The sequence below is a fragment of the Salipiger sp. D13 genome (assembly GCF_003703915.1).
Taxonomy (GTDB): domain Bacteria; phylum Pseudomonadota; class Alphaproteobacteria; order Rhodobacterales; family Rhodobacteraceae; genus Salipiger; species Salipiger profundus.
Window position 1 is genome coordinate 70,544 of sequence record NZ_ML112595.1, and the last position, 14,781, is coordinate 85,324.

Sequence of the window (14,781 nt, forward strand, 5' to 3'; positions counted from 1 at the left end):
TCCGTCCTCGTCATTCGGCGCCTCCCGCGTTCTCCGACGAGTCATCCGGCTCGCCCCCGGCGGCCAGCTTCCTGGCCTGCTCCACCCAGTTGTCGCGCGTCACCCGGCCCTTGAACCCTTGCAGGTTGTCATCGACCCAGGCGACCTCCTCTGCGCTCCAGTTGGCAATCTGATCGTAGTGGAAGATCCCGAGCTCGTGGCAGGTTTCCTCGAGCTTCGGCCCCACGCCCTTGAGCATCTTGAGATCGTCCGCCCCGCCCTCGCGCGGAGCGTCGAGCAGCGCGGGCTTCGTGCCGACGGTTGCGTCTTCTGCGGCCCGTGCCTCGGTCGTGGCGTCTTCGACCGGAGACTCGACCTTGCCCGAGGGTTCCACCGGGGCTTCGCGCTTGTCGACGCCGGTCTCGCCTGCCGTCGCCCCTTCCGAGAGCTTCGGAGCGTGGGTGTCGGGGGTCACATCACCCTTTTCATCCGACCGGTCATGCCACGGCGTGCGCAGTGGCACCTCGGAGCCGTCGATCCGCTTGATCGTGTCCTGAAGCTCGACCGCGAGCGCGACCGAGGCGTTGTGCTCGGGCCGGCCCTCGACATGCGCGGTCAGCACCACCGGGCCACCCGCCGGTTCCGAGGAATAACGGCCGGTCTGCGAGCCGGGCTGCGGCACCTTGCCGGCGGCCAGTTCGTCGATGATCTCGCCGAGACGATCGGCGGTCAGATCCTCGTAGTAATCCTTGCCGATCTGGGCCATCGGCGCGTTGGCGCAGGCGCCGAGGCACTCGACCTCTTCCCAGGAGAACTTGCCGTCGTCCGAGACCATGTGGGCCTTGGGCGCGATCTTTTCCTTGCAGACCGCCATCAGGTCCTCGGCACCGCAGATCATGCAGGTGGTGGTGCCACAGATCTGGATATGCGCGACCGAACCCACCGGCTTGAGCTGGAACATGAAGTAGAAGGTCGCGACCTCGAGCACGCGGATATAGGCGAGATCGAGCATCTCGGCGACCGTCTCGATCGCCGGCCGCGACAGCCAGCCTTCCTGCTCCTGGGCGCGCCACAGCAGCGGGATCACCGCGCTTGCCTGGCGGCCTTCGGGATATTTGGTCAGCTGCGCTTCGGCCCATTCCAGATTGGCAGGGGTGAAAGCGAAGCTCTCGGGCTGTTCGGGATGAAGACGGCGAAGCATCAGTCGGATGGCCTCTGTTTATGTTGTCGGGTCCGCGCCGGGCGCGGGGGCCTCTCGGCCCGTGTCATAGGGACGGCTCCGCCCCGGCGGGCCGGTCAGCCCGCGCTGTCGGCAGTGTCGGTCTCGGCGACGATGTCGGTCTCGGGCGCCGCGGCGGGCGTGGTCGCCGCGGGATCGCAGGCGCCGGAGGTCAGCCGGAAGCCGCCCGTCTCGGTGCTGATGCCGTCCCCGGCGTTGATGCGATACTGCGCGATCTTCTGGATCGTCGGGCGATCCAGACCGGTCTGCAGCTCGACCGGCAGGTAATCGGACTCGCGCTCGAGCGAACACCCGACCGAGGTCACGGCCTCGTCGAATGCCGCGAGATCGGCGTCGTCGGTGCCCTGCGGCGGAATCGCCAGGCAGCCGGCGGTTGCGATGAACGGCAGAAGCGCCAGGCTTTTCTTGAGCATCACGGTCCCCAAATGCTTTTCCTTGTTGCGGCGCGGGCGCCGGTCGGCACGCGGCGCCCCTGCGCCACACGCCGCATGTTTCAGAGCCGCCTCAGCGGTCGACCTCGCCGAACACGATGTCGAGCGAGCCGAGGATGGCCGCCACGTCGGCAAGCTGGTGGTTCTTGCAGACATGGTCCATCGACTGCAGGTGCAGGAAGCCCGGCGCCCGCAGCTTTGCCCGGTAGGGCTTGTTGGTGCCGTCGGACACGAGGTAGACGCCGAACTCGCCCTTGGGCGCCTCGACGGCGGCGTAGACCTCGCCCGCCGGAACGTGGAAACCCTCGGTGTAGAGCTTGAAGTGGTGGATGAGCGCCTCCATCGAGGTCTTCATCTCGGACCGCTTCGGCGCCGTCAGCTTCCCGCGTGCCAGCACGTCGCCCTGGTTCTCGGGCATCTTCAGCTTCTCGAGCGCCTGCACCATGATCTTTACGCTCTCGCGCATCTCGGCCATGCGGACGAGGTAGCGGTCATAGCAGTCGCCGTTCTTGCCGACGGGGATCTGGAATTCGAACTCGTCGTAGCATTCGTAGGGCTGCGCGCGGCGCAGGTCCCATGCGAAGCCCGAGCCGCGCACCATGATGCCGGAGTAACCGTGCATCTGGATCTCTTCCTCGGACACGATGCCGATGTCGGCGTTCCGCTGCTTGAAGATCCGGTTCTCGGTCAGCAGGTCGTCGATGTCCTTGAGCCGCGCGGGGAACTCTTCGCACCAGGTGAGGAGATCGTCGATCAGCGCCGGCGGCAGGTCCTGGTGAACGCCACCGGGGCGGAAGTAGGCCGCGTGCAGGCGCGCCCCGCAGGCGCGCTCGTAGAAGGTCATCAGCTTCTCGCGCTCCTCGAACCCCCAGAGCGGCGGCGTCAGGGCGCCGACGTCCATGGCCTGCGTGGTCACGTTCAGCAGGTGGTTCAGGATGCGGCCGATCTCGCAATAGAGCACGCGGATCAGCTGCGCGCGGCGCGGCACCTCGGTGCCGGTAAGCTTCTCGATCGCAAGACACCAGGCGTGTTCCTGGTTCATCGTGCCGACGTAGTCGAGCCGGTCGAAATACGGCAGGTTCTGCAGGTAGGTGCGGCTTTCCATCAGCTTCTCGGTGCCGCGGTGCAGCAGGCCGATGTGCGGGTCGCAACGCTCGACGATCTCGCCGTCGAGCTCCAGCACGAGGCGCAGCACGCCGTGCGCCGCAGGGTGCTGCGGGCCGAAGTTGATGTTGAAGTTGCGGATCTTCTGCTCGCCGGAGAGCGCGTCCACGCTACCGTCGTCGAATTTGGAGCCGTCCATCATCTCAGACCTCCTGTCTCGCGGGGCCGAAATTCTCCACGCGGAAAATCACGGCATCTGTGGGCTGGCGGCTCATTTCGTCTCCGCCTTCTCGTCGCCGGGAAGAATGTAGTCTGCGCCTTCCCAGGGCGACATGAAATCGAACTGCCGATATTCCTGCACGAGGTTCACCGGCTCGTAGACGACGCGCTTGAGCTCTTCGTCGTAGCGCACCTCGACATAGCCCGTGGTCGGGAAGTCCTTGCGCAGCGGATGGCCGCGGAAGCCGTAGTCGGTCAGGATGCGCCGCAGGTCCGGGTGGCCCGAGAAGACGATGCCGAACATGTCGAAGACCTCGCGCTCGAACCAGTTGGCCGAGGGATGGATCGAGGTGATCGACGGCACGACCTCGTCCTCGCGCACCGCGAGGCGCAGCCGGATGCGGTGGTTCTGATACATCGACAGGAAGTGGTAGACCATGTCGAAGCGCTTGGGCCGCTCCGGGTAGTCGACCGCCGTGATGTCCACGAGGGTCGAGAACCGGCAGGACGGGTCGGTCTTGAGGAATTCCACGAATCCGGGAAGGTTCGCGGGCGCCACGTCGATGGTCAGTTCGCCGAAGGTCACGGTCCAGCCGAGCACGCAGTCCGGCCGCTTGAGCTCGAGGTGACCGCCGAGTTCGTCGAGTGCTTGCGTCATCTGTTTCCTCCCCGCCTCAGCGCACGATCGTGCCGGTGCGGCGGATCTTTTTCTGCAGGGCCATCAGGCCGTAAAGCAGCGCCTCTGCCGTCGGCGGGCACCCCGGAACGTAGATGTCGACCGGCACGACGCGGTCGCAGCCGCGCACCACGGAATAGCTGTAGTGGTAATAGCCACCGCCATTTGCGCAGGAGCCCATCGAGATCACGTAACGCGGCTCGGGCATCTGGTCGTAGACCTTGCGCAGGGCCGGAGCCATCTTGTTGGTCAGCGTGCCCGCGACGATCATCAGGTCCGACTGGCGCGGCGAAGCGCGCGGCGCGGTGCCGAAGCGCTCGAGGTCGTAACGCGGCATCGAGGACTGCATCATCTCGATCGCGCAACAGGCCAGACCGAAGGTCATCCAGTGCAGCGAGCCGGTGCGCGCCCAGTTGATGACATCGTCGACCGAGGTCAGCAGGAACCCCTTGTCGCTGAGTTCGCGGTTCAGCGCCTGGGTCGCGACCTCGCGGTCACCTCCGGCGGTGTTCGCCCCGGTCATCACTCCCATTCCAGCGCCCCTTTCTTCCATTCGTAGGCAAAGCCGATGGTCAGCACCGCCAGGAACACCATCATCGACCAGAACCCGACCATGCTCACGTCCTTGAAGGCGGTGGCCCAGGGGAACAGGAAGGCGATCTCGAGATCGAAGATGATGAAGAGGATCGACACCAGGTAGAACCGGACGTCGAATTTCATCCTTGCGTCATCGAAGGCGTTGAAACCGCATTCGTAGGCCGAGACCTTTTCGGGGTCGGGATGGCGCACGGCGAGGACGACGGCAGCGAGGATGAGAATGGCACCGAGCGCGATGGCTACGGCAAGGAATACGAGGATCGGGAGGTACTCCCGCAGCATCTCTTCCACTTGCTGGCTCCTTTAGCGAGGCGCGCCGTCCGACCGGCGCGGAGACCTTGGCGATGTTGCCTTGCTCTCCGTGACTTATCGCCAGCACGGGACGGGGTCAACAAGCTCACGGGATATTCAGCAGCGGCAAAACTGGTGAATTTTGAACAGCTTGTCGGGAAATGAACGGTGACTGCCTGACAATTCGGCATTTTTTTCGTCGACGTTTGCATACCGTCGCACGAAAGCCCGCTGCTCAGCCCGTCATCACCACGAGCGCCATCGCCGTCATCACGAGGCCCAGCGGCCCCCAGAGACGGCGTTCGGCGGTTGAGCGCGCGAACAGACTCACCCCGGCCGAGGCGCCCTGCCCCGCGAGCGCGGCCCATCCGGTCCACCGGGGCCAGCCCAGCGGAAAGCCCGCGGCCGAAACGATGGCAAGTGCCATTAAAAGCAGCACCGGCACCGAAAGCGCCGCCGCCATGCGCGCGCCGGCGGACAGCGCGCCGTCCGAGTGGCCGACCAGAGCCCAGTTCCCCCAAGGCGCCCCGAAGATCAGCGCCAGATGGAAGAAGACGATGCCAAGGCAGAGCGTCGCATGGAGATGTGCGATCTGGATGGTCATGCCGGCCCTCGTTGCGCCACGTCGAGCCTACTGCCCTGCCGCGCGCGGAACAATCGCGCCACGGTGACGCGGCATCTGTGCCAGCAGGCCTCGACCGGCTGGGCGCAGCCGTGGTCGTCCCGCCTGCCGGCAGTCCCTGTTCACCGGCAGATCGCCCGGCGGTCCGGCCCGGGCTGTCCCCCATGTCCGGGCCGGCTCACTCAGACCCAGGGCGCCTTGCGCTTCTCGAAGAAGGCCGCGATCCCATCGCGCGCCTCGTCGCTTTCCCAGCGGTCTGCGAGCGCGTCGATCGAGAGGTCCACCTGCGCCGGCGTGACCGTCCCGGCCAGCGTGTTCAGCAGTGCCTTGGCCTCGCGCACGGCGAGGGGCGCACAGGAGAGATAGGGCCGCACCTCCGCCTCGACCGCGTCGTCAAGCTCTTCCGGCGCCACGGCGCGCGCCAGAAGGTCGAGCCTCACCGCCTCCTCGGCGTCGAAGATCCGCGCCGACATGAAGACCCGCCGCGCCCGCGCCGCCCCCATGCGGGCGATGACGTAGGGCCCGATGTTCGCCGGGATTAGCCCCAGCCGGGTCTCGGTAAAGCCGAGCTTCAGACCGGTCACGCCGATTACCACGTCGCAGACCGCGATCAGCCCCAGACCGCCGCCGAAGGCGTTGCCCTGCACCCGCCCGATGAGCGGCTGCGGCAGCGCGGCCAGCGCATCGAGCGCGGTGGCGATGCGCCGCGACTCGCGCTTGCGCGTCTCCGCGTCCATGCCGAACTGCTCGCGCATCCAGGCAAGATCTCCGCCCGCGCAGAAGGTCGGCCCGTCGGCGGCCAGCACCACGACCCGGACGTCATCGTCTTCGGCCAGCGCCCTGGCCGCTGCCTCGAGCTCGGTCATCATCTGCGCCGACAGCGCGTTGTGCTTCTCCGCCCGCGCCAGCCGCAGCGTCGCCACCCCGCGCGCGTCGCGCGCCACCTCGATCAGCTCCATGCTCATCCCTCCGTTCATTCCTCGATCCGCTCCGCCGCATGGCGGGACGGCACAACCTTCTGAGGCCGCAACATATCCCCGGCCGCAGGCACGCATTCCCCTGCGCAGTCCGCGTCCCGCCCCGGCACCGGCCGCACGCTCACCCGCGCATCGCCCGGGCCAACGCGGCGGCCTCCTCGAGAACCGCCATGTCGAGCCCGGTTTCGTATCCGAGCACCTCGAGCCGCGCCGCCACCGCCTCGGTCGCCACGTTGCCGGCCGCGCCGGGGGCATAGGGGCATCCGCCCAGGCCGCCCACCGCCGCGTCGAAGACCCGAAGCCCGCGCTCAAGCGCCACCTCGATGTTCTCGAGCGCCCGCCCGGCGGTGTCGTGGAAATGGCCCGCGAGCCGCGCAGCCGGCACGGCGCCCAGCACCGCCGCAAGCATCGCGTCCACCGCCTCCGGTGTGCCCCGCCCGATGGTGTCGCCAAGCGAGATCTCGTAGCAGCCCATCTCTCGCAGGGCCCCCACGACCCGTGCCACCTCCTCCGGCGCAACCGCGCCGTCGTAGGGGCATTCGACCACGCAGGAAACATACCCCCTGACCGGCACCCCGCGCGCCGTCGCGGCCTCGGCCACGGGGCGGAAGCGCTCGAGGCTCTCGGCGATGCTGGCGTTGATGTTGGCGCGGCTGAAGCCCTCCGAGGCCGAGCCGAAGATCGCCACCTCGTCGGCGCCCGCCGCCATTGCCGCCTCGAAGCCCTTCATGTTGGGCGTGAGCGCCGCATACGAGACGCCGGGCACCCGGGTGATCCCGGCCAGCACGTCGCCCGAGTCTGCCATCTGCGGAACCCACTTCGGGCTCACGAAGCTCGCGCACTCGATGCGCCGGAAGCCCGCGCGGCCAAGGCAATCGACCAACGCGATCTTCTCCGCCACCGGGATCTGCCGTGCTTCGTTCTGCAGGCCGTCGCGCGGACCCACCTCGAAGATCTCGACCCGTTCGCTCATATCCTAACCGCTCCTTTCCGCTCTGCCGCACACCCGCGCCACGCCGCCCCCGGCACACCGCCCTTACCACCGGCGCCCACCCGAGCCGTCCGCCACAGGCGCGCGCCGCCGGATCACGCCTCCCACGGGGCGTAGAAGTCGCGGGCGTAGAGCCGCTCGTCCGCGTCCGGCAGGCTCCGCCGGAACCCCGGGCGTTCGGTGATCCGATCGTACCAGGCGGACACCTCCGGGAACGCCTCGATCCGGGCGAAATGCCGCGCCATGTAGACCGCCTGCCCCAGCGCGATGTCACAGGCCGTGAAACCCGAGGTCAGCACGTAATCCCGCCGCTCCACGGGGGCCGAAAGCCGCGCCTCGAGCGCCGCGTAGCATTTCTCCAGCCGCTTCGCCTCGAGTTGCATGATGATCGGCGACCGCATGTGATCCTCGCGCAGCATGATGTGCTGTTGCGTCAGCGCCGCCGCATGCTGGCTGATGGTCTCGGCGAAATGCAGCCAGCTCAGCCAGCCCATGCGGTCCGGCGCCCCGGGTGCGCGCCCCAACCCGGCGTCGGGGTAGCACTCGCAGAGATACTCCATCATCGCGAGGCTCTCGAACATCCGCTCGCCCTCGATCTCCAGCGCCGGCACCCGACCCGCCGGTGACAGGCTCAGGTAGTCCGGTGACCGCAGCGACTTGTCGAAAGGCCGCAGCACCAGCTCGAATGGCACGTCCAGTTCGTGGAGCAGCCAGAGCACCCGCATCGAGCGCGACTCCGGCACATGGTGCAGCCGGATCATGCCGCCGTCTCCCCTGCATCCTCTTCCAGCCGGATGAGCGGCGCCCCCGCCTCGACCTGGGCCCCGGCCTGCACCAGCACCTCGGCGACCACGCCGTCACGAGCGGCGGTGAGCGTGTGCTCCATCTTCATCGCCTCGAGCACCGCGAGCCGGTCGCCGGCGCTCACGGCCTGCCCCGCCTCGGCCATCACCGAGACGACCTTGCCCGGCATCGGCGCCTCGATCACGTCGCTGCCCGCGCCGGCGGCCGCGGCCCCCTCCAGCGGGTCGGTCACGCGGAAGCTGCGCCCGACCCGACCGAAGAGCGTGATCTCGCGCCCCTGTTGCACCATCGGCACCGCCGGATGGCCGTCGAAACGCCAGGCGCCGTCGATGCGCTCGGCCGCGACTTCGGTCCCGGCCACGACCAGCGTCGCGCGATCCGGGCCGTCTGCCCGCAACACCACCGAATGGATGTCGTCGCCCTCGGTGAGCAGCAACGTCCGGGACAGCGGCGCCCACAGGGCGAAGCCGGTCTGCGCCCCGGCTTCCCCGACGAGCCCCGCCGCCACCAGCGCCGCCTGCGCCACCGCGCGCGGGGGCAGCTCCGGCACCTCGGTCAGCGCGTCGAGATCCCGGGCGATGAGCCCCGTGTCGACCTCGCCGGCCGCGAACCCGTCGTGCCGGGCCAGCGCGCCGAGAAACGCGAGGTTTGTGACCGTGCCGGCCACCTGCGTCTCCTCGAGCCCGCGCGCAAGCCGGCGCAGCGCGATCTCGCGCGTGGCCCCGTGCACGATCAGCTTCGCGATCATCGGGTCGTAATGCGGCGAGATCACGTCGCCGGCGCGCACCCCGCTGTCCGAGCGCAGCCCCGGCGGAAAGGCCAGATGCCCCAGCCGCCCCGTCGCCGGCAGGAAACCCGCCGGCACGTCCTCGGCATAGAGCCGTGCCTCGAAGGCATGGCCGGTGATCGTCAGGTCCGCCTGCGCCGCCGGTAGCGGCTCGCCCGCCGCCACCCGCAGCTGCCATTCCACCAGGTCGACACCGGTGATCGCCTCGGTCACCGGATGCTCCACCTGCAGCCGCGTGTTCATCTCCATGAACCAGAAGCCGTCCGGCCGCAGTCCCCGGCTGCCGTCGACGATGAACTCCACCGTGCCGGCGCCGCTGTAGCCGATGGCCTCGGCCGCGCGCACCGCCGCCGCCCCCATCGCCTGCCGCATCTCGTCGGTCATGCCCGGCGCGGGCGCCTCCTCGATCACCTTCTGGTGGCGCCGCTGCAACGAGCAATCCCGCTCGAAGAGATGCACCGCCCGGGTGCCGTCGCCAAAGACCTGCACCTCGATGTGGCGCGGCTTCTGCACGAATTTCTCGATGAGCACTGCGGGGTTGCCGAAGGCGCCGCGCGCCTCCGACTGCGCGCTCTTCAGCGCCTCGGCGAAATCCTCCGGCCGCTCGACCAGCCGCATCCCCTTGCCGCCGCCGCCGGCGACCGCCTTGATCAGCACCGGGTAGCCGATGGCCTCGGCCTCGCCGGCAAGGAACGCCGGTTCCTGCCGGTCGCCGTGGTAGCCCGGCACCACGGGAACGCCGGCCTCCGCCATCAGCCGCTTGGCCGCGTCCTTCAGCCCCATCGCCCGGATCGCGGAGGCCGGCGGACCGACGAAGACCAGCCCCGCCGCCTCAACCGCCTCGACGAAATCGGGGTTCTCCGACAGGAAGCCGTAGCCCGGGTGGATCGCCCCTGCGCCGGTCTCAAGCGCGGCCTCGATGATGCGGTCGCCGCGCAGGTAGCTCTCGGAGGGCGCCGCGCCCCCGATGCAGACCGCCTCGTCAGCCATCGCCACATGTTTCGCCCCCGCGTCGGCCTCGGAATGGACCGCGATGCAGCGCAGTCCCATGGCCCGCGCCGTCTCCGTCACCCGGCAGGCGATCTCGCCCCGGTTGGCAATCAGCACCGTGTCAAACATCTCCGACCTCCTCGGTCCCAGTCTCTTCATCTTGCCCGGAAAACTCCGGGGCGAGCGCGCCCTGGCGCGCGGGGGGCAGCAGCCCCCATGCAACATCCGTCATCGCGCCAGATCCTCCACCACCTCGAAGCGCTCCAGCATCATCGCCACGTCCGGCGCGAACCGCCCCGAGCGGGTGAGATACGCCTCGTAGCCGCGCCGCCAGTGGGCGAGATCGGTGAACTCGCCCTGCTCCGCCGCCATCTCCTTGGTCATCTCCGCAAACGGCACCCGCAGCACCTCGAGCGTCCGCGTCGCCAGCGCAGGCGCACCGCCCCAGTCGAGCACGATGTCCACGCACCCCACCACGGGCAGCGCCTCTTGGCCCTCGTCGAACACCGCCCAGGCCTCGCAGCTCGCCCGCTTCCGCCCCGACCGCATCAGCGCAAGGATCTCCGCGTTGAGCTCGGCCGAATCCCCGGGCCGGTAGCTCTGCGCCCCCGGCCAGCGGGCCAGCGCCGCCTGCAGCGCCGCGGTCATCGCCCCGCCTCGACGCCATGATCACATCCGGAACACGCCAAAGCGGGTCTCCTCGATAGGCGCGTTCAGCGCCGCCGACAGCGACAGCGCCAGCACCTCGCGGGTCTTGCGCGGATCGACGATGCCATCGTCCCAGAGGCGCGCCGAGGCGTAGAGCGGATGCGACTGGCGTTCGAACATCTCGATGGTCGGCCGCTTGAAGGCCGCCTCCTCTTCCTCGGTCCAGCTGTCGCCCCCCCGCTCGATGGCGTCGCGCTTCACGGTCGCGAGCACACCCGCCGCCTGCTCGCCGCCCATGACCGAGATCCGGCTGTTCGGCCAGGTCCAGAGGAAGCGCGGCTGGTAGGCCCGCCCCGCCATGCCGTAGTTGCCGGCCCCGAAGGAGCCGCCGACCAGCATGGTGATCTTCGGCACCGAGGTCGTCGCCACCGCCGTCACCATCTTGGCGCCGTGCCGGGCAATGCCCTCGTTCTCGTACTTGCGGCCGACCATGAAGCCGGTGATATTCTGCAGGAACACCAGCGGGATCTTGCGCTGCGAGCACAGCTCGACGAAATGCGCGCCCTTCTGCGCGGCCTCCGAGAACAGCACGCCGTTGTTGGCGACGATCCCCACGGGCCAGCCGTCGACATGGGCAAAGCCGGTGACCAGCGTCTCGCCGTAGCGCGGCTTGAACTCGTCGAAACGCGAGCCGTCGACCACGCGCGCGATCACCTCGCGAATGTCATAGGGCGTGCGCAGGTCGGCAGGCACCACGCCGAAGAGCTCGTCAGGGTCGTAGGCCGGCGCCTCGGGCGTCTCGCGCCCCGAGGCCTTGCCGCCCAGCGGTCCAAGCGAGCCCACCGCGCGGCGCGCCAGCGCCAGCGCGTGCGCGTCGTCCTCGGCAAGGTAATCGGCCACCCCAGACAGCCGCGTGTGCACGTCGCCGCCGCCGAGATCCTCGGCGCTCACCACCTCGCCCGTGGCCGCCTTCACCAGCGGCGGTCCGGCAAGGAAGATCGTGCCCTGCTCCTTCACGATGATGGTCACGTCCGACATCGCCGGCACGTAGGCGCCGCCCGCCGTGCACGACCCCATCACCACGGCGATCTGGGCGATCCCCTTGGCGCTCATGCGCGCCTGGTTGTAGAAGATCCGGCCGAAGTGGTCGCGGTCGGGAAAGACCTCGTCCTGGTTGGGCAGGTTGGCGCCGCCACTGTCCACGAGGTAGACGCAGGGCAGGCCGTTCTCCTCGGCGATCTCCTGCGCGCGCAGGTGCTTCTTGACGCTCATCGGGTAGTAGGTGCCGCCCTTCACGGTGGCATCGTTGCACACCACCATGACCTCGCGCCCCTGCACCCGGCCGATGCCGGCGATGACCCCCGCCGCGGGGGCGGCGCCGTCATACATGCCGTGCGCTGCCGTGGCGCCGATCTCGAGAAACGGCGAGCCCGGATCGAGCAGGTTCGCCACCCGTTCGCGCGGGAGCATCTTGCCCCGCGACAGGTGCCGGTCGCGGGACTTGGCACCGCCACCGGCGGCGGCGGCCTCGGCGGCTTCGCGCACCACCTTCAGCGCGTCCTGGTGCGCCCTGCGGTTGGCCTCGAAATCCTCCGAGCCGGGAATGATCTGGGACTGCAGCTTCATCGCATGACCTCCGGTCGCACCGGTCGCCCGGTCGTATTCGATTGCTTGTGGGGGCGCGGCAGCGGCGCCGCGCCCGTCGGGGTGGCCCTCATGTCGCGACCTCGCATTCCGCCGCCGCGCGGGCCTTCAGCTCCTTGCGGATCACCTTGCCGGTCACCGTCATCGGCAGCGCCTCCACGAAGGCGATTTCCCTTGGATACGAATATCCTGCGAGCCTTTCCTTGACCCATTTCTGAAGCTCCTCGGCAGAGGCTGCGCTGCCCGTCTTGCGGACCACGTAGGCCTTGACGATCTCGGTGCGCAGCGGGTCGGGCTTGCCGACCACGCCCACCGTCGCGACACCCGGGTGGGTGAGCAGACAGTCCTCGATCTCGGCGGGGCCGATGCGGTAGCCGGCCGAGGTGATGACGTCATCCTCGCGACCCACGAAGCGCAGGTAGCCGTCCTCCCAGGTGCCGCGGTCGCCGGTGACCAGCCAGTCGCCCCGGAACTTCGCCGCGGTCTCATCCGGGCGCTGCCAGTATTCCAGCAGCATCGAGCCCGCGCCCCGGCGCACCGCCACGTCGCCCTCTCCGTCGGTCTCGCGGCCCTCGGCGTCGATCACCGCGACCTCGAAACCCGGCGCGGGTTTCCCGATACAGCCAGGACGCGCCGGGAAAAGCGCCGCGCAGGAGCTCGCGACCATGTTGCACTCGGTCTGGCCGTAGAACTCGTTGATCTCGACGCCAAAGGCTTCTCGGCCCCAGGCGAGCATCTCGGCGCCCAGCGGCTCGCCGCCCGAGGCGACCGAGCGCAGCCCCGGCAGCCCGGCGCCCTCGGCCTTCAGCATCCGCAGCGCCGTAGGCGGGAAAAAGACATTTCGGACAGAGGCATCCCGGCAGATCTTCAGGCAGTTGTCGACATCGAAACGCGGCATCCGCGCCGCCACCACCGGCACGCCGAGCGCAAGCCCCGGCATCAGCACGTCGAAAAGGCCGCCGATCCAGGCCCAGTCCGCCGGAGTCCAGAGCACGTCGCCCTCCTGCCCGAGCAGGTCGTGGCTCATCTCGACCCCCGGGAGGTGGCCGGTCAGCACCCGGTGTCCGTGCAGCGCGCCCTTGGGGGTGCCGGTCGTTCCGCTGGTGTAGATGATCACCGCAGGGTCCTCGGGGCCGGTGTCGGCGGCGGCCTCGACCGCCCCATCGGCGGGCAGCCCCGCCTCGGTCACGGTCTCGAGCCCGAAGGGCGCAAGCATCTCGACGCCCTCCGCGTCGGTCACCACCACCCGCGCGCCGCTGTCGCCGAGCCGCGAGGCCAGCGCGTCGTGCTTGAAGAGCTTGAACAGCGGCACCGAAATCGCGCCCATCCGCCACGCCGCCACATGCGACGCCGCGCAGAGCGGCGACTGCGACAGCAGCACGCCCACCCTGTCGCCCCGGGTCACGCCCTGCGCGCGCAGCCATGCCTCGACCCGCCGCGACAGCGCCTGCAGCGCGCCGTAGGTCACCACCTCGAGCGTGCCGCTGCGCATGTCCAGGATGGCGGGCCGGTCGGGGTACTCAGCCGCCCAGGCGTCGCAGGCCTGCTCCGCCATGTTCAGCCGCGCGGGCACCGGCCAGCGGAACCCGTCCCGCAGCGCCGCGTGATCGCGGCCATCGCGCAGCATCCGCCGCGCCGCCGTTGGTGTCATGTCGAGCATCATGTCTCGGGCCCTCTCTCCTCCTTGCGGGCGACCAGCCCTCCGAGCCGGTCTGCCTCGTAGCGTATGCGCCCGGGCGCACCGTCGCAGGTCACCACGACCCAGACCGCCCCCTCGCCCGGCCGCCCGACGCAATCGCCGCGCGCACCGCCCTCGTCGGCGTAGCGCTCGGCATAGAGCGCGATCACGTCCGTCTCCGTCAGCTCCGCTGCCTCCCGGCCGTTACGCAGGGCCAGAACCGCCAGCAGGGCCGCAAGCGCCACGAGCGGCAGAACCATCGCGACACGCCCGGTCACGCCCCGGCCCGGGGTCGCTCAAAGATGCGCACAGGACTACGCATATGATCCATCTGCAACACCACAACCGCCTGAAACCACGGCTTGATTCAGATCAACCCGCACCCGGGGCAGACGCGCCAAATGGCGGCACGCGCGACCTGGAAAGGGAACAAGATGAACAAGACGACACTCCTCTCCGCAGTGGCCCTCGTGGCCCTCACCGCGACCGGCGCCATGGCCCAGTCGAAGGGAGACATGACCCTCGGTTTCGGCATTGCGACGGTCAATCCCGCCGATGACAACGGCTCGCTCGCGAGCGGCGCGTTCGATGTCGATGTCGACAACGATACCCAGCTGTCGCTGACCTTCGAGTATTTCTTCGCCGACAACTTCGGTATCGAGGTGCTGGCCGCGACCCCCTTCACCCACCAGGTCGCGCTGAACGGCGGCGACGTGGTCAAGGTGAAGCACCTGCCGCCCACCGTGACGCTGAACTACCACGTGCCCACCGGCACCGCCTGGACGCCCTTTGCCGGCATCGGGGTGAACTATACCACCGTTCTCGACCTCGAAGACCAGCAGATCTCGGGTCTCGACGTCAAGGACAGCTGGGGGCTCGCCGGCCATCTCGGCGTCGACTACGCCCTGAACGAGCGCAGCGCCCTGCGGGTCGATGCGCGCTACATGGACATCGACCTCGACGTCGACCTCAACGGCTCGGACATCGGCACGGTCGAGGTCGACCCCTGGGTGTTCGGCGTGTCCTACATCCTGAAGTTCTGAACCGCCCGCAAAGCGGATCGTGTCGGGGGGCACCGTCGCGTGCCCCCTTTTTGCGTCTGG

16 protein-coding genes are annotated in these 14,781 nt (G+C 69.0%); 1 reads left to right on the forward strand and 15 read right to left on the reverse strand.

The genetic code is table 11. The features are described from left to right. Positions 1 to 10: 10 nt before the first annotated feature. The 15 genes from D6860_RS11075 to D6860_RS11145 form a co-directional block, all read right to left on the reverse strand. A complete protein-coding gene (locus D6860_RS11075; RefSeq protein WP_076625092.1) occupies positions 11 to 1,180 on the reverse strand; it encodes an NADH-quinone oxidoreductase subunit E in 1,170 nt (389 codons plus the stop codon). Positions 1,181 to 1,275: 95 nt separating this feature from the next. Continuing rightward, positions 1,276 to 1,632, reverse strand: a complete 357-nt coding sequence (locus D6860_RS11080) for a hypothetical protein (protein WP_076625479.1) — start codon at positions 1,630 to 1,632, stop codon at positions 1,276 to 1,278. Positions 1,633 to 1,723: 91 nt separating this feature from the next. Continuing rightward, a complete protein-coding gene (locus tag D6860_RS11085; protein WP_179949496.1) occupies positions 1,724 to 2,953 on the reverse strand; it encodes an NADH-quinone oxidoreductase subunit D in 1,230 nt (409 codons plus the stop codon). 72 nt (positions 2,954 to 3,025) lie between these two features. After that, positions 3,026 to 3,631, reverse strand: coding sequence for an NADH-quinone oxidoreductase subunit C (locus tag D6860_RS11090; RefSeq protein ID WP_017468979.1), 606 nt, complete (start codon positions 3,629 to 3,631; stop codon positions 3,026 to 3,028). Between the two features lie 16 nt (positions 3,632 to 3,647). Then, positions 3,648 to 4,181, reverse strand: coding sequence for a NuoB/complex I 20 kDa subunit family protein (locus tag D6860_RS11095; protein ID WP_179949476.1), 534 nt, complete (start codon positions 4,179 to 4,181; stop codon positions 3,648 to 3,650). Next, positions 4,172 to 4,537, reverse strand: coding sequence for an NADH-quinone oxidoreductase subunit A (locus tag D6860_RS11100; protein ID WP_076625095.1), 366 nt, complete (start codon positions 4,535 to 4,537; stop codon positions 4,172 to 4,174). Before D6860_RS11100 ends, D6860_RS11095 begins: the two co-directional genes overlap by 10 nt. Positions 4,538 to 4,772: 235 nt before the next feature. After that, entirely contained in the window at positions 4,773 to 5,141 is a 369-nt protein-coding gene (locus D6860_RS11105; RefSeq protein WP_076625096.1) for an NADH dehydrogenase, read from the reverse strand. A gap of 200 nt (positions 5,142 to 5,341) precedes the next feature. After that, positions 5,342 to 6,118 carry a crotonase/enoyl-CoA hydratase family protein gene (locus tag D6860_RS11110; protein ID WP_076625097.1) on the reverse strand — a complete coding sequence of 259 codons (777 nt, stop codon included), beginning with the start codon at positions 6,116 to 6,118 and terminating at the stop codon, positions 5,342 to 5,344. A gap of 139 nt (positions 6,119 to 6,257) precedes the next feature. Beyond that, positions 6,258 to 7,109 (reverse strand): hydroxymethylglutaryl-CoA lyase, encoded by an 852-nt coding sequence (locus D6860_RS11115; RefSeq protein ID WP_076625098.1) that lies wholly within the window; start codon positions 7,107 to 7,109, stop codon positions 6,258 to 6,260. Between the two features lie 113 nt (positions 7,110 to 7,222). Beyond that, the gene (locus D6860_RS11120) at positions 7,223 to 7,888 is read right to left on the reverse strand and encodes a glutathione S-transferase family protein (RefSeq protein WP_076625099.1); all 666 of its coding nucleotides are present in this window, start codon (positions 7,886 to 7,888) and stop codon (positions 7,223 to 7,225) included. Beyond that, a complete protein-coding gene (locus D6860_RS11125) occupies positions 7,885 to 9,837 on the reverse strand; it encodes an acetyl/propionyl/methylcrotonyl-CoA carboxylase subunit alpha (protein WP_076625100.1) in 1,953 nt (650 codons plus the stop codon). Before D6860_RS11125 ends, D6860_RS11120 begins: the two co-directional genes overlap by 4 nt. A gap of 99 nt (positions 9,838 to 9,936) precedes the next feature. Beyond that, positions 9,937 to 10,356, reverse strand: coding sequence for an ASCH domain-containing protein (locus D6860_RS11130; RefSeq protein WP_076625101.1), 420 nt, complete (start codon positions 10,354 to 10,356; stop codon positions 9,937 to 9,939). Between the two features lie 21 nt (positions 10,357 to 10,377). Next, positions 10,378 to 11,982, reverse strand: a complete 1,605-nt coding sequence (locus tag D6860_RS11135) for a carboxyl transferase domain-containing protein (protein ID WP_076625102.1) — start codon at positions 11,980 to 11,982, stop codon at positions 10,378 to 10,380. 88 nt (positions 11,983 to 12,070) lie between these two features. Further along, complete coding sequence (locus D6860_RS11140; protein WP_229743244.1) at positions 12,071 to 13,663, reverse strand: AMP-binding protein; 1,593 nt, start codon at positions 13,661 to 13,663, stop codon at positions 12,071 to 12,073. Next, positions 13,660 to 13,956 carry a hypothetical protein gene (locus tag D6860_RS11145; protein ID WP_128549239.1) on the reverse strand — a complete coding sequence of 99 codons (297 nt, stop codon included), beginning with the start codon at positions 13,954 to 13,956 and terminating at the stop codon, positions 13,660 to 13,662. Before D6860_RS11145 ends, D6860_RS11140 begins: the two co-directional genes overlap by 4 nt. Positions 13,957 to 14,112: 156 nt before the next feature. Here D6860_RS11145 and D6860_RS11150 point away from each other — a divergent pair, with 156 nt between their 5' ends. Further along, on the forward strand, positions 14,113 to 14,721 hold the full coding sequence (locus D6860_RS11150; protein WP_076625481.1) for an OmpW/AlkL family protein: 609 nt from the start codon (positions 14,113 to 14,115) through the stop codon (positions 14,719 to 14,721). Positions 14,722 to 14,781 lie beyond the last annotated feature (60 nt).

Excerpts from the sequence above, each read along its gene's own strand:
- D6860_RS11125 (WP_076625100.1), bottom strand. The coding sequence starts at position 9,837 with ATGTTTGACACGGTGCTGATTGCCAACCGGGGCGAGATCGCCTGCCGG.
- D6860_RS11135 (WP_076625102.1), bottom strand. The coding sequence starts at position 11,982 with ATGAAGCTGCAGTCCCAGATCATTCCCGGCTCGGAGGATTTCGAGGCC.
- D6860_RS11095 (WP_179949476.1), bottom strand. The coding sequence starts at position 4,181 with ATGGGAGTGATGACCGGGGCGAACACCGCCGGAGGTGACCGCGAGGTC.
- D6860_RS11085 (WP_179949496.1), bottom strand. The coding sequence starts at position 2,953 with ATGGACGGCTCCAAATTCGACGACGGTAGCGTGGACGCGCTCTCCGGC.
- D6860_RS11075 (WP_076625092.1), bottom strand. The coding sequence starts at position 1,180 with ATGCTTCGCCGTCTTCATCCCGAACAGCCCGAGAGCTTCGCTTTCACC.
- D6860_RS11110 (WP_076625097.1), bottom strand. The coding sequence starts at position 6,118 with ATGGAGCTGATCGAGGTGGCGCGCGACGCGCGCGGGGTGGCGACGCTG.
- D6860_RS11130 (WP_076625101.1), bottom strand. The coding sequence starts at position 10,356 with ATGACCGCGGCGCTGCAGGCGGCGCTGGCCCGCTGGCCGGGGGCGCAG.
- D6860_RS11080 (WP_076625479.1), bottom strand. The coding sequence starts at position 1,632 with ATGCTCAAGAAAAGCCTGGCGCTTCTGCCGTTCATCGCAACCGCCGGC.
- D6860_RS11090 (WP_017468979.1), bottom strand. The coding sequence starts at position 3,631 with ATGACGCAAGCACTCGACGAACTCGGCGGTCACCTCGAGCTCAAGCGG.
- D6860_RS11115 (WP_076625098.1), bottom strand. The coding sequence starts at position 7,109 with ATGAGCGAACGGGTCGAGATCTTCGAGGTGGGTCCGCGCGACGGCCTG.
- D6860_RS11140 (WP_229743244.1), bottom strand. The coding sequence starts at position 13,663 with ATGATGCTCGACATGACACCAACGGCGGCGCGGCGGATGCTGCGCGAT.
- D6860_RS11150 (WP_076625481.1), top strand. The coding sequence starts at position 14,113 with ATGAACAAGACGACACTCCTCTCCGCAGTGGCCCTCGTGGCCCTCACC.
- D6860_RS11105 (WP_076625096.1), bottom strand. The coding sequence starts at position 5,141 with ATGACCATCCAGATCGCACATCTCCATGCGACGCTCTGCCTTGGCATC.
- D6860_RS11120 (WP_076625099.1), bottom strand. The coding sequence starts at position 7,888 with ATGATCCGGCTGCACCATGTGCCGGAGTCGCGCTCGATGCGGGTGCTC.